Here is a 13,687-nt window from a genome sequence, read left to right on the forward strand (position 1 = left end):
CACACGACCTGCGCCGGGCGCGGTCCTGGCCGCCCCGGCATCCCGGCGAGCGTCTTTGATCAACCCACCCGCTCGGCGAGCCGCCGGCGGATGAACAGGTGGAGGGACCGTGCCCGCATCCCGCGGCAGGATGTTCACCCGATTGAGAAGAAGAGGCAGGGTCCTGACGACCCTGCTGGTGGCCCTTTCACTGCTGCTCCAGATGGGCTTCCAGCCCACCGCGAGGGCCGCGACCACGGTTTCGATGGAATTCGAGCTCCCCGAGGGGTTCGATCGTACCGAGATCGGCGACTGGGTCGACGAAATGAACGACCGCGACGGCCTGCTCAGCGACTCCATCAAAGAGGAATGGCTGAACAACAGGGGGTCCTTGCCGGTTACGATACTGGACGACTGGGTCGACTTCGACGGAACCATCGCGGTGAGGGGTTCCAAACTCGCGTTCACGGTGGAGAGCGACATCGCGCTCAGCGAGGTGACCCCGTGGGGGGCCCTCGGGATCGCCATCGCCGGTGCGGCGGTCTACTTCACCATCCGAGTCGCCTGCACGTTGTTCTTCCTTCCCGAATCGGGTCCGCTGGCGCCTATCGCCAACGCGGCATGCTCGGGGCTGGCGACGTTCTTCGGGAGTTTCGCCAGAGGGGCGCTCACGATCGCTTTCGAGGACAACCCCGATCCGGACGCCTGGTGGAACCTCCTCATCACCTCTTTCGTCCTCGGCGCGAGCTCGGCTCTATGGGACGGCTTCTTCGGGCCCGGCCTCAACACCTCCGGAGCGGAGTGGTTCTCGAACATCGCGCGAAATGTGCGGGATGCCGGCAGGAACGTGAAGTCCTGGTGGTGGGCGGGAAACCTCGGCCTGACCATGGAAAACGTGGGCGGAACCATTCAACACAACGTCCCCCGGTACGTGGAGGCGATCGAGCTCGCCGCCCTGCGGCGCGGCGCGGCCCCCGAGCTCCTGCGGGTGATGCCCCTCGGTGACTCCATCACCCACGGCGTCGGCGGGACCCCCGGCGGCGTCGGCTATCGCGCCCGCCTGTGGGACCTGTTGCAGGACGACGCGAGCGCGCTCGACTTCGTCGGCTCCGTGGACTCCGGGCACGGCAACATCCCCGACACCGACCACGAGGGGCACCCCCGCTGGCGGATCAGCCAGATCGACACCCTGGCGGCCGAGTGCACGATCAACCGCTACCGGCCCAACGTCGTCGTGTTGCACATCGGGACCAACGACCTGGCGAACGACGAGGAGCCCGACACGGCCCACATCCGCCTCGGCGGGCTGGTCGACAGGATCACCGACATCTCGCCGCTCACCACGGTCCTCGTCTCCAGCCTCGTGCCGGCGAGGGACGAGAGGGACAACGCGCTGATCGCGATGTACAACGCCAGGCTGCCGGCCGTCGTCAACAACCTCCGCGCCGAGGGCAAACGCGTCAGGCTGGTCGGCAGCGGCGCTCTTGGATTCACCGCGGCCGACCTGAACGACTCGCTGCACCCCAACAACTCCGGCTACCGCAAGATGGCCAACGCCTACCACAACGCGATCAACGCCGCGATGGACGAGGGCCTGATCATGCCCGCGCTCCCCGGCGACAACCGGTCGTGCACCCCGGCGCCGGCCAGCCCGCCGCCGCCCCCGACGGGCCCCGCTCCCGCGGGCTGGGACTACGCCGGCAAGATCGCCTCGGTTTCCGGCGCGAGCCGTGCGCAGGTCCGCTTCGCCGACGTGAACGGCGACGGCCGCGACGACTACCTCCTGGTCGGTGAGCAGGGCCAGGTCAGGGCCTGGCTCAACAACCGCGCCGGTCAGGGTGGCGGCTGGAACCACATCGGCGAGATCGCCGCCGGAGCGGCCCCCCGCCGGCAGGTGCGGTTCGCGGACGTGAACGGCGACGGCCGTGACGACTATCTCGTGGTCGGCGACCAGGGCCAGGTCTCGATGTGGCGCAACGCCGGCACAGGCGACGCCGTCAGCTGGGTGGCTCAGGGCGTGGTCGCCACGGATGTCGGCGCCACCCGTGACCAGGTGCGGTTCGCCGACATTGACGTCGACGGCCGCGACGACTACCTGGTGGTCGACGACCAGGGCCGGGTGCGTGCCTGGCTGAACCAGTTCACCGTCGGCGGCGGGGGGTGGTCGTACCGGGGCGAGATCGCCTCGGGTGTCGGCGCCACCCGTGACCAGGTGCGATTCCACGACCTCGACGGTGACGGCGACGACGACTACCTGGTGTTCGACGACACCGGCTACACCAAGGCCTGGCTGAACAACGTCGGCGGCAACCGGCCGTGGATCTACCAGGGCGCCGTCGTCGGTGGCGTGGGCGCCTCCCGTGACGAGGTGGTCATGGCCGACATCGACGGGAACGGCCGCGACGACTACCTGATCGTCAACGCCGCAGGCGAGGTCGCGGCCTGGCTGAACGAACGCTGGGGCCGTGCCGACCCGTGGGACTACCAGGGCCAGATCGCCTCCACCGACGCGCCCCGCCAGGAGGTCAGGTTCGCCGACCTGAACGGCGACGGCCGCGACGACTACCTTCTGGTGAAGGACAACGGCAGGGTGCAGGCCTGGCTGAACGTCCGGGAGACCGATCGCGTCGGCTGGAACTTCCGCGGCGAGGTCGCGTCCGGATCGGGTCCGCGCGACCACATCCGCTTCGCCGACCTGAACGGCGACAACCGCGACGACTATCTCGTGGTCGGCGACCAGGGCCAGGTCACGGCCTGGTTCAACAGCGGCACCGGTGACGCCGTCGCCTGGACGAGCAAGGGCCGGCTCGCCTCGGGCTCCGCCCCCCGCGACCAGATCAGGTTCGCCGACATCGACGGCGACAACCGAGACGACTACCTCGTGGTCGACGACCAGGGCAGGGTCCGGCTCTGGCGCAACACCGGCACCCGCGATGCCGTCTCGTGGGTCAGTCAGGGCGAGATCGCCTCCGGCGTCGGCGCGAGCGGTCCCACGGTGACCTTCGCCGACGTCGACGGCGATCGCCGCGAGGACTACCTGGTCCTCGGCGACTACGGCCAGATCCGCGCCTGGACCAACAACCGGGGCGGCTCCGGGTCGGCCTGGCCGGCGGCTGGCGAGATCGCTTCCGGCGTCGGCGTGGCCCGCGCGAACATCGGTCTGGCCGAGATCAACGGTGACCGCAGGGCCGACTACCTCGTCCACGACACTCTGGGCGGGGTGAAGGCCTGGTTCAACAACGGCGCCGGCACGACCGGTACGACCACCCCCATGCCGGACGACCCCCAACCGCCGCCGCCGGGAGGCCTGCAGCTCTGCGTGGCCAACCGGTGCTGGTGATCTAGGGCGCCCTGATCGATCGGAGCGAAACCGAAACTCGCATCACGGGCTTCGCCGGAGACCGTTCCGGCGAAGCCCCGCGACCGCCGGCCGTAACGCGCGGCCGGAGGTCGCGACGGTCTGTGCGGAGGGGCTCCCGACCGCTGACGAAGGGCGGCTGTGGGCCGATGCGCGGACGGCTGACGGTCGGCTGACGGTCGGCCATGACGGCGCCCATCCCGCTGAGTTCCCCCGCTCGCTCCGGCCCCCGCGTCGAAGAAGCCATTCGGCTGCGGTTACCCGACGGCCCGGACCGGTCGGGGGCGGCCCGGATCGGCCCCCGCGACGGGCGCGCCGCGCCACCCCTGGTGCGGCCCGGCGCGGCCCGGTGCGTCACGCGGGATAGCGGCGGGGGGTGAACACCACCCGGCCGCCGTCGCCCCGCTCGGCCACTCGCGTGGTGGACGAGCCCACCAGCAGCAGGCAGCGCATGTCGATCGCGTCGGGGTCCAGATCGCCGAGGGTGGTGACGGTCATGCTCTCCCGGGGCCCGCCGACGTCGCGGCCGACGACCACGGGGGTCTCCGGCGCCCGGTGCTCCAGCAGCAGGTCCCGCGCGGCGGCCACCTGCCAGGTGCGGCTCTTCGACGCCGGGTTGTAGATCGCCAGGACGAGGTCGGCCTTCGCGGCGGCGCTGATCCGTCCGGCGACCACCTCCCAGGGCTTGAGCAGGTCCGACAGCGACAGCACGCAGTAGTCGTGGCCGAGGGGCGCACCGGCCCTGCTCGCCACCGCGTGCGCCGCGGTCAGGCCGGGCAGCACCCGTACCGGCACGTCCGCGAACCTCGGCTCGCACGCCACCTCCAGCACCGCGCTGGCCATCGCGAACACCCCGGGGTCGCCCGAGGACACCACGGCCACCCTCGATCCGGCCGCGGCCAGCTCCAGCGCGTGCGCGGCCCGTTCGGCCTCGACCCGGTTGTCGGTGGGGTGGCGGCGCTGGCGCGGGTTGGGCGGGACGCGGTCCAGGTAGGGGCCGTACCCGACGAGCTCGTCGACCCCGGCCAGCGCCTCCTGCGCCTCCGGCGTCAGCCACGGCCGCCCGGCGGGACCGAGCCCCACCACGACCACCTCGCCGCGCGCTCTCACGTCGCTCACGCTCCCGGCCTCGGCGACAGGCGCGGGACCCGCCGCGTTGACGGGGCTCGGGATCAGCGCCAGCGAGAAGTACGGGACGCTGTCCGGGTCGACCTCGGCGAGGGGGGCCAGGCGCTGCTGCCCGGTGGTGGCGCGCTCGACGTACCAGGCCTCGTCGAGCCGCCCGGCCCGGGCCAGCGCGTCGCGGACCTTGGTGAACGTACGGCCGAGCTTCAGCACCGCCGCCGAGTCGGTGGCCGCCAGGCGCTCGGCGAGCACCTCGGCCGGGAGCGTTCCCGGCAGCACGGTCAGGACCTCGTCCCGCTCGACCAGCGGGCGCCCCAGGACCGCCGAGGCGCCGCTCACCGACGTCACGCCCGGCACGACCTCGGTGACGTAGCGGTGCGACAGGCGCTTGTGCATGTGCATGTACGAGCCGTAGAAGAGCGGGTCGCCCTCGCACAGCACCACCACGTCGCGACCGGCGTCCAGGTGGGCCGCGAGCCGCACCGCGCAGGCGGCGTAGAAGTCGTCGATCGCCCCCTGGTAGCCGCCGGGGTGGTCGGTGGTCTCGGTGGTGAGCGGGTAGATGAGCGCCTCTTCGACCTGGCCCTCCCGCAGGTAGGGGGCGGCCACCGAGCGGGCGATGCTCCGGCCGTGGCGGGCGCTGTGGAAGGCGATCACATCCGCCTCGCCGATCAGGCGGGCGGCCTTGACGGTCACCAGTTCGGGGTCGCCGGGCCCGAGCCCCACGCCCCACAGCCGTCCGGTCACGCGTCCGGTCACGTCGTCGTTCACTCTTCCTCGCTCGCCATCGCGTTGACCGCGGCGGCGGTCATCGCGCTTCCGCCCCGCCGCCCGTTCACGACCAGGTACTCCAGGTTCGCCGGGTGCTCGGCGAGGGCCTGCTTGGACTCGGCGGCACCGATGAAACCGACCGGGACGCCGATCACGGCGGCCGGGCGGCCCGCGCCCTCCTCGACCATCTCCAGCAGCCGGAACAGCGCGGTCGGCGCGTTGCCGATCGCGACCACCGAACCCTGGAGCCTGTCGCGCCACAGCTCCAGCGCGGCGGCGCTGCGGGTGGTGCCCAGTTCCGCGGCGAGGTCCGGCACCCGGGGGTCGCCGAGGGTGCAGATCACCTCATTGCCCGCGGGCAGGCGCCGCCGGGTCACCCCGGAGGCGACCATCATGGCGTCGCAGAGCACCGGCGCGCCCGCGCGCAGCGCCTCGCGCGCGGAGGCCACCACGCCGGGTGACCAGCGCAGATCGCTCACCAGGTCGACCATCCCGCAGGCGTGGATCATGCGGACCGCGACCCGGGCGACGTCGGCGGGCAGGCCGGACAGGTCGGCCTCCGCGCGGATGGTGGCGAAGGAGCGGCGGTAGATCTCCGCGCCGTCGCGGACGTAGTCGATCACAGTTCCCCTCTGGCGGCCGCCAGCGCGGCCGCGGTGTCCTCGATGCCGGAGCAGGTCAGATCGGTGCCGTCCAGCTCCAGGCGGTAGCCGTCACCGGTGGCGACGACATCCGCGACCCGCCCTCTCGGACGGCCGCAGCGCCTGCCGCAGCCCGCCCAGTGCACGGGGAGCGTATCGGTGCCCGGCCCGCTCCCGGACGGCGGGGCTGACGGCGGGGCCGCGGACGGCCCGCTCCCGGACCGCTCCCTTCCTGGCTGTACGGCCGTGGGCGGTGCGGTCGTGGGCGGTGCGGTCGTGAGCGGTACGGCCGTGGGCTGTACGGCCGTGGGCTGTACGGCCGCGGGCGGCGGGACGGCGGGCGGCGAGGTCGTGCCGACGGCTGTGGCGGTGGTGGTGGCGGTGGTGGTGGCTGTGGTGGTGGCTGTGGTGGTGGCGATGGCGATGGCGGCGGCCGCGTCGGCCTGGACGTCGGCCAGGGACTTGGCGCAGCCGGGGCGGCCGGTGCAGGCCGTCACACCGATCCACGGCGAGGCGGGGTCGACGACCAGCCCGGCGGCCTCCAGGCGGGCGGCCGTGCCCGCGACCTCGGCGCGGTCCAGGCCGGGCAGGACCACGCCACGCCATGGCGTGAGCCGGATCTCCCCGCCCGAGGCGGCGTCCGCGAGCAGCAGCGCCAGCGCGGAGGTCAGCCGCCCCAGCGGGACCGCCACCCCGAGCGCGACCCGCGCGCCCCCGTCCCCGGTGCCGTTCCCGACGCCGTCCCGGGTGCCGCTCGCGGGACCCGTCTCTCCTCCGGCACCGGTTTCGCTCCTCGTCCCGTCCGTGCTCCCGATGACGCCGACCGGCCCGAGGGACACGACCCGCGGTCTCACCGGGGTGAAGGGCGTCGTACCGGGAACCCCGAGGGCGGTCCGCACGCGGGCGGCGATCAGGGCGGGGCCGCCGGGGAGTTCGGCGATCCGCCAGGCGGTGACGTCCCGGGTGGCCAGCTCGTCGAGGAACGCCTCGGCGGCGGCGAGCAGGGCGGTCACGGCTCCGGCCGGCGGGACGCGCAGGCCGGTGTCGGTCCCGGCGAGGATCAGCGCGGCCTCGTCCGGCCCCGTGAGCAGGACCCCGGCGTCCGCGCCCAGGCCGGCCACGTCCCCCCGGCCGTCGTCGAGGGCGAACATGAATCGCCCCGGCAGGGCGGCGAGGGCGGGGCGGGCGCACAGCCGCCGGTCCAGCTCGCCGATCAGCGGTGTGACGTCGGCGATCCCGCCGCCGTCCGGATGGCCCGGACCGTTCGTGCTGTCCGGAGCATCCGGTCCGCCCGGTCCGCCCGGTTCGCTCGACCCGGTCGGTCCGCTCGGCCCGGCCGGTCCGTCCAGTCCGGTCAGCGGGGAGGCGAGGATGTTGCGGATCCGCTCGTGCGTCGCCGAGGGCAGCAGGCCCGCCCGCGCCATCCGCGCGGCGAACCCGTTCCCCGTGCCGTCCCCCGTACCGCTGTCCGGATCCTCCGGGCCGAGGCCGCGCACCTGGACGTTCGCGCGGGAGGTCAGCTCGATGACGCCGCTGCCGTACTCAGCTGCGGCCTCGGCGAGTTCGCGCAGCTGGAAGGGGGTGAGACGGCCTCCGGGAACGCGGACGCGGGCCAGGCCGCCGTCCGCGGCGGCATGGACCTGAAGCGCCCCGGGACACGCGTCGAGTCGCGATCGTCCGGAAAAGTCGGCAATGGACACTCGAAGGATGTTAACGCCAGTTTCTTGCAACGAACCGGACTGCCGTAGTGTCATCGTTGGCGACGGCAAAGGGAGGAAGCCGGTGTGAATCCGGCGCGGTCCCGCCACTGTAACCGGGGAGCGAACCCCACCCGGGCCACTGTCCGACGACGGGCGGGAAGGCCGGGGTGAGCACCGATCCGGGAGCCAGGAGACTCCAGCCGTCGCGGCCGACGACGACCCGGGGCGAGGACCCCGAGGGAGGAAGCTCCGTGCGCTCTTCGCCGTTCCCCCGCGACACCGTGGCATCTCCGTTCCTCCGTGATGCCGCGCGTTCTTCGCTGTTCCCCAGCAGCACGGCGGCATCACCGCCGCCCCGCCACGCCGCGCGCTTTTCCCCGTTCCCCCGCCACGCCGTGGCATCCCCGTTCCCCCGCCACGCCGTGGCATCCCCGGGCCGTACCGCCCTGCCTGTCCTGGAGTGTGGCGCGTGATCCTCCTGCTCTCGACCTCCGACACCGACCTGCTGAGCGCTCGCGCGAGCGGCGCCGGCTACCGGCTCGGCAACCCCGCCAGGCTCACCGCCGCCGACCTCCCGCCGCTGCTGGAGGGCGCAGACCTGGTCGTGGTACGCCTGCTGGGCGGGCGCCGCGCCTGGGAGGAGGGACTGGACGCCCTGCTCGCCGGCCCCCGGCCCGTCGTCGTGCTCGGTGGCGAGCAGGCGCCCGACGCCGAGCTGATGGAGCTGTCCACGGTGCCCGGCGGGGTCTGCGCCGAGGCGCACGCCTACCTCGCCCACGGCGGCCCGGCCAACCTGACCGAGCTGCACCGTTTCCTGTCCGACACGCTGCTGCTCACCGGCCACGGTTTCGCCGCGCCCGAGCCCACCCCCACCTGGGGAACGCTGGAGCGCGAGGCGCGCGACCAGGACGGTCCCGTCGTCGGCGTGCTCTACTACCGGGCCCACCACGTGGCCGGCAACACCGCCTTCGTCGAGGCGCTGTGCTCGGCGGTCGAGGACGCGGGGGCGCGGGCGCTGCCGGTGTACTGCGCCTCCCTGCGCACCGCCGAGCCCGGCCTGGTGGAGGTCCTGCGCACGGTGGACGCCCTGGTGGTGACCGTGCTCGCCGCGGGCGGCACCCGTCCGGCGACGGCGTCGGCGGGCGGGGACGACGAGGCCTGGGACGTCGGCGCGCTCGCCGAGCTGGACGTGCCGATCCTGCAGGGCCTGTGCCTGACGAGCAGCCGGGCCTCCTGGGAGGAGAACGACGACGGCCTGTCCCCGCTGGACGCCGCCACCCAGGTCGCGATCCCCGAGTTCGACGGGCGGATCATCACGGTGCCGTTCTCCTTCAAGGAGATCGACGAGGACGGGCTCACCGTCTACGTGGCCGACCCCGAGCGGGCCTCGCGGGTGGCGGGCATCGCGGTGCGCCACGCCGCGCTGCGGCACATCCCGCCCGCCGAGCGGCGGCTGGTGCTGATGCTGTCGGCCTACCCCACCAAGCACGCCCGCATCGGCAACGCCGTCGGCCTGGACACCCCGGCCAGCCTGGTGCGGCTGCTGGCCGCGCTGCGTGAGCGCGGGTACGACATCGGCGCCGAGGACGAGCTGCCCGGGGTGACCGGGCAGGACGGCGACGCGCTCATCCACGCGCTGATCGCCGCGGGCGGGCAGGACCAGGACTGGCTCACCGAGGAGCAGCTCGCCGGGAACCCGGTGCGCATCGCGGCGAGCCGGTACGCCGAGTGGTACGCCACCCTCCCGGCGGACCTGCGCGCCCGGATGGAGGAACACTGGGGCCCGGCGCCCGGCGAGCTGTTCGTGGACAGGTCGCGCGACCCGGAGGGCGAGATCGTGCTGGCCGCGCTGCGCTCGGGCAACGTGGTGGTGATGGTGCAGCCGCCGCGCGGCTTCGGCGAGAACCCCATCGCGATCTACCACGACCCCGACCTGCCGCCCAGCCACCACTACCTGGCCGCCTACCGCTGGCTGGCCGACGGCTTCGGCGCGCACGCCGTGGTCCACGTGGGCAAGCACGGCAACCTGGAGTGGCTGCCCGGCAAGTCGGCGGGCCTGTCGGCCTCCTGCGGCCCGGACGCCGCGCTCGGCGACCTGCCGCTCATCTACCCGTTCCTCGTCAACGACCCCGGCGAGGGCACCCAGGCCAAGCGCCGCGCGCACGCCACCCTGGTCGACCACCTCGTCCCGCCGATGGCCCGCGCCGACAGCTACGGGGACATGGCCAGGCTGGAGCAGCTCCTCGACGAGCACGCCTCCATCGCGGCGATGGACCCGGCCAAGCTGCCCGCGATCCGCGCCCAGATCTGGACGCTGATCCAGGCCGCCAGGCTCGACCACGACCTCGGCGTCGCCGACCGCCCGCACGACGCCGAGTTCGACGACTTCCTGCTGCACATCGACGGCTGGCTGTGCGAGGTCAAGGACGTCCAGATCCGCGACGGCCTGCACGTGCTGGGAGTCGCTCCCGAGGGGCGGCCGCGCGTCGACCTGGTGCTAGCCATGCTCCGCGCCCGGCAGATGTGGGCGGGCAGCGAGGCGCTCGTCGGGCTGCGCGAGGCCCTCGGCCTGGCCGAGGACGGCAGCGCCGGGCGGATCGGCGTCGACGAGGCCGAGACCCTGGCCCGAGCCCTGGTCGAGGCCATGGAGCGGCGCGGCTGGGACCCGTCGGCGGCGGGGGAGGTGACCGCCGAGGTCCTGGGCCGGGCGGACGCCCCGGCCCAGGGCGCCGGTTCGACCGGCCCGAACGCGACCGCTCAGAGCGGCGTACCCGGCACGACCGGTTCGACCGGTTCGACCGGTTCGACCGGTTCGAACGACGCGACCGGCACGAACGACGCGACCGGTCGAAGCGGCGTACCCGCCTCCGGGGAAGCGGCCGTCGAGCGCGGCGCGGGCGGCGCGGGCGGCGCGGACGGCGCGGACGTCGGGACGGTGGAGCGGATCCTGCGGTTCGCCGCCGTCGAGGTCGTGCCCCGGCTGGCGCGCACCACCGACGAGATCGACGCGATCCTGCACGCCCTCGACGGCGGTTACGTCCCGGCCGGGCCGAGCGGGTCGCCGCTGCGCGGGCTGATCAACGTGCTTCCCACCGGCCGCAACTTCTACTCGGTCGATCCCAAGGCCGTGCCGAGCAGGCTGGCGTGGGAGACCGGCCAGGCGATGGCCGACTCCCTGCTGGAGCGCTACCGCGCCGACACCGGTGACTGGCCGCGCTCGGTCGGGCTGTCGGTCTGGGGGACCAGCGCCATGCGCACCGCCGGGGACGACGTCGCCGAGGTGCTGGCGCTGCTCGGCGTGCGACCGGTCTGGGACGAGGCCTCGCGCCGCGTCACCGGCCTGGAACCGATCCCGGCCACCGAGCTGGGCCGCCCGCGCGTGGACGTCACCATCAGGATCAGCGGCTTCTTCCGCGACGCCTTCCCGCACGTCGTGGCGATGCTGGACGACGCCGTACGGCTGGCGGCCGGGCTGGAGGAGCCCGAGGAGCTCAACTACGTGCGGGCGCACGTGCTCGCCGACCGGGCCGAGCACGGCGACGAGCGCAGGGCCACCATGCGCATCTTCGGCTCCCGGCCGGGGGCGTACGGGGCCGGGCTGCTGCCGCTGATCGACAGCCGCAACTGGCGCGACGACGCCGACCTGGCCGAGGTGTACGCGGTCTGGGGCGGCTTCGCCTACGGCCGGGGCGTCGACGGCGTTCCCGCCAGGCAGGACATGGAGACGGCCTACCGCAGGATCGCCGTGGCGGCCAAGAACGTCGACACCCGCGAGCACGACATCGCCGACTCCGACGACTACTTCCAGTACCACGGAGGCATGATCGCCACCGTCCGGGCGCTCACCGGGAAGGCACCGGCCGCCTACATCGGCGACAGCACCAGGCCGGACGCGGTCCGCACCAGGACGCTCTCCGAGGAGACGTCCAGGATCTTCCGCGCCAGGGTGGTCAACCCCCGCTGGCTGGCCGCGATGCGTAGGCACGGTTACAAGGGCGCCTTCGAGCTGGCCGCCACCGTCGACTACCTGTTCGGCTACGACGCCACCACCGGCGTCGTCGCCGACTGGATGTACGACAAGCTGGCCGCGACCTACGTGCTGGACCCGGAGAACCAGGCGTTCATGGCCAGGTCCAACCCGTGGGCGCTGCACGGGATCGCCGAGCGGTTGCTGGAGGCGGCGAACCGGGGCATGTGGGAGCACCCCGACCCCGCCGTCCTGCGCGACCTCCAGGAGGTCTACCTCAAGTCCGAGGGAGACCTGGAGGACGGCGCCTGACCCACGGCCTCACCGGCCCCGGCGGCGGCCCGCTCAGGACGGCGGCGCCGGGGAGGTCAGTCCAGCGCGGCCGCCTTGCGCAGCAGCACCGAGCGTTCGCGCCGGTTGGCGCACAGCCGGGCGGCCAGCTCCAGCTCGGCGCGCGCCTCCGGCCGCCGGCCGAGGCGGGCCAGCAACTCCCCGCGTACGGTCGGAACCAGATGCGAACCGGGGAGCCGGTCCGAAGCGACCAGCTCGTCCACGATGGCCAGGGCCCGCGCCGGACCCGAGGCCATGGACACGGCGACGGCCCGGTTGAGCTCGACCACCGGCGAGGGCGCGACCCGGCCGAGCGCCTCGTAGAGCAGCACGATCCGGTCCCAGCCGGTCGCCTCGACCGAGGGCGCCGACGCGTGGACGGCGGCGATCGCGGCCTGCAGGCCGTAGGGGCCGAGGCCGCGGGCCGACGCCCTGGCCAGCGCGGCCAGCCCCCGGCGGATCGCCGAGAGGTCCCACAGCCGCCGGTCCTGGTCCTCGAGCAGGATCGGCGTGCCGTCCGGGCCGGTACGGGCCGGGAAGCGCGCGGCCGTCAGCTCGCACAACGCGAGCAGGCCGTGCACCTCCGGCTCGTCGGGCTGCAGCGCGGCCAGCGTGCGGGCCAGCCGGATCGCCTCGTACGCGACGTCGGGACGCAGCAGCCGCTCGCCCGACGTGGCCGTCGACCCCTCGGTGAAGATCACGTAGAGGACGCTGAGCACGCCGCCCAGCCGTTCCGCGCGCTCGCCGGCCGGCGGCAGCTCGAACGGCACCCCGGCCGCCGCGATCGTCTTCTTGCCCCGGGTGATGCGGGCCTGCACGGTCGGCACGGGTACCAGGAACGCGCGGGCGATCTCCTCGCTGGACAGGCCGCCGACCACGCGCAGGGTCAGCGCCACCCGGGCCTCGCGGGAGAGCACCGGGTGGCAGCTGACGAACATCAGCGCCAGGACGTCGTCGTCGATCCTGTCGGGGTCGATCTCCCGGTCGACCGCGGGGTCGGCCGCCAGCAGGGCGTATCGGTCCTGGAGGGCGGCCCGGCGGCGGATCGCGTCGATCGCCCGCCGCCGGGCCGTGGCCATCAGCCAGCCGGCCGGGTTGGCCGGGGAGGCGCCCGGCCACGACACCAGCGCCTCGGCCACCGCCTCCTGGGCCGCGTCCTCGGCCAGCCCGAAATCGCCGGTGAACCGGGTCAGCGCGGCGACGATCCGGGCCGACTCGATCCGCCAGACGGCCTCGACGTCGGCAGTACCCATCAGATCCGGCCGCTGCTCTCGCCGCCCTGCGGGACCTCGTCGGCTCCGGCCACCCGCCGGACCTCGATCTTGGACCCGCGGACCGCCGGGACCCGCTTGGCCCACTCGACCGCCTCCTGTTTCGTGGCGACCTCGAGCAGGAAGTAGCCGCCGAACAGTTCCCTGGTCTCGCCGTACGGCCCGTCCGTGACCACCGGCGCCTCGCCGCCGAAGTCGACCACGACGCCCTGGCCCGGATCGTCCAGCCCCTCGGCCGCGACGAGGACCCCGGCCTTCATCATGTCCTCGATGAACCGGTGGGTCGTGGCCATCATCTCGTCGAGATCGGCCATCATGGCCGCGTTCGTCTCGTCGGTGCCTCGCATGATCAGCAGGTATTTCGGCATCGCGTTCTCCTCGTCCGGCGGGGCCGCCCCTCGGCCCTCGCCCCCATACGTCGAACGAGCGGCCCGCCGATCGACACGGCTCCGGAGAAATCTCCCGCCGCGCCGCGGCCGATCCCGCCAGACCGCCGCGGCGGCGGATCCACTGTGCCCGGGCGGCGTCCGGGAAGTCTATTGCGG

General features: G+C 73.7%; 7 protein-coding genes and 1 riboswitch. Of the genes, 2 read left to right on the forward strand and 5 right to left on the reverse strand.

Annotated features, from left to right (window positions below; all coding sequences use genetic code 11):
* Positions 1-142: 142 nt before the first annotated feature.
* Entirely contained in the window at positions 143-3,319 is a 3,177-nt protein-coding gene (locus tag AB0F88_RS36135; protein ID WP_362694970.1) for an FG-GAP-like repeat-containing protein, read from the forward strand.
* Between the two features lie 372 nt (positions 3,320-3,691).
* On the opposite strand, the gene AB0F88_RS36140 is transcribed toward AB0F88_RS36135, so the two are convergent.
* Genes AB0F88_RS36140 through AB0F88_RS36150 form a run of 3 tightly spaced genes read right to left on the reverse strand, consistent with a single transcriptional unit; the run spans position 3,692 to position 7,574 of the window.
* Complete coding sequence (locus AB0F88_RS36140; RefSeq protein ID WP_362695040.1) at positions 3,692-5,209, reverse strand: precorrin-2 C(20)-methyltransferase; 1,518 nt, start codon at positions 5,207-5,209, stop codon at positions 3,692-3,694.
* A gap of 20 nt (positions 5,210-5,229) precedes the next feature.
* A complete protein-coding gene (locus AB0F88_RS36145) occupies positions 5,230-5,856 on the reverse strand; it encodes a precorrin-8X methylmutase (RefSeq protein WP_362694973.1) in 627 nt (208 codons plus the stop codon).
* Positions 5,853-7,574 carry a precorrin-3B synthase gene (locus tag AB0F88_RS36150; RefSeq protein ID WP_362694976.1) on the reverse strand — a complete coding sequence of 574 codons (1,722 nt, stop codon included), beginning with the start codon at positions 7,572-7,574 and terminating at the stop codon, positions 5,853-5,855. The genes AB0F88_RS36145 and AB0F88_RS36150 overlap by 4 nt, the downstream gene beginning before the upstream one ends.
* Positions 7,575-7,622: 48 nt before the next feature.
* Positions 7,623-7,771: riboswitch (cobalamin riboswitch) on the forward strand.
* Positions 7,772-8,043: 272 nt separating this feature from the next.
* Here AB0F88_RS36150 and cobN point away from each other — a divergent pair.
* A complete protein-coding gene (gene cobN, locus AB0F88_RS36155; RefSeq protein WP_362694979.1) occupies positions 8,044-11,853 on the forward strand; it encodes a cobaltochelatase subunit CobN in 3,810 nt (1,269 codons plus the stop codon).
* A 56-nt stretch (positions 11,854-11,909) separates the two neighbouring features.
* On the opposite strand, the gene AB0F88_RS36160 is transcribed toward cobN, so the two are convergent.
* Together AB0F88_RS36160 and AB0F88_RS36165 are read right to left on the reverse strand one after the other, a co-directional pair.
* A complete protein-coding gene (locus AB0F88_RS36160) occupies positions 11,910-13,124 on the reverse strand; it encodes a DUF6596 domain-containing protein (RefSeq protein ID WP_362694982.1) in 1,215 nt (404 codons plus the stop codon).
* The gene (locus tag AB0F88_RS36165) at positions 13,124-13,510 is read right to left on the reverse strand and encodes a YciI family protein (protein ID WP_362694985.1); all 387 of its coding nucleotides are present in this window, start codon (positions 13,508-13,510) and stop codon (positions 13,124-13,126) included. Before AB0F88_RS36165 ends, AB0F88_RS36160 begins: the two co-directional genes overlap by 1 nt.
* Positions 13,511-13,687: the final 177 nt, after the last annotated feature.

Origin of the sequence: Streptosporangium sp. NPDC023963, from assembly GCF_040639135.1 — a bacterium.
Lineage (GTDB): Bacteria > Actinomycetota > Actinomycetes > Streptosporangiales > Streptosporangiaceae > Streptosporangium.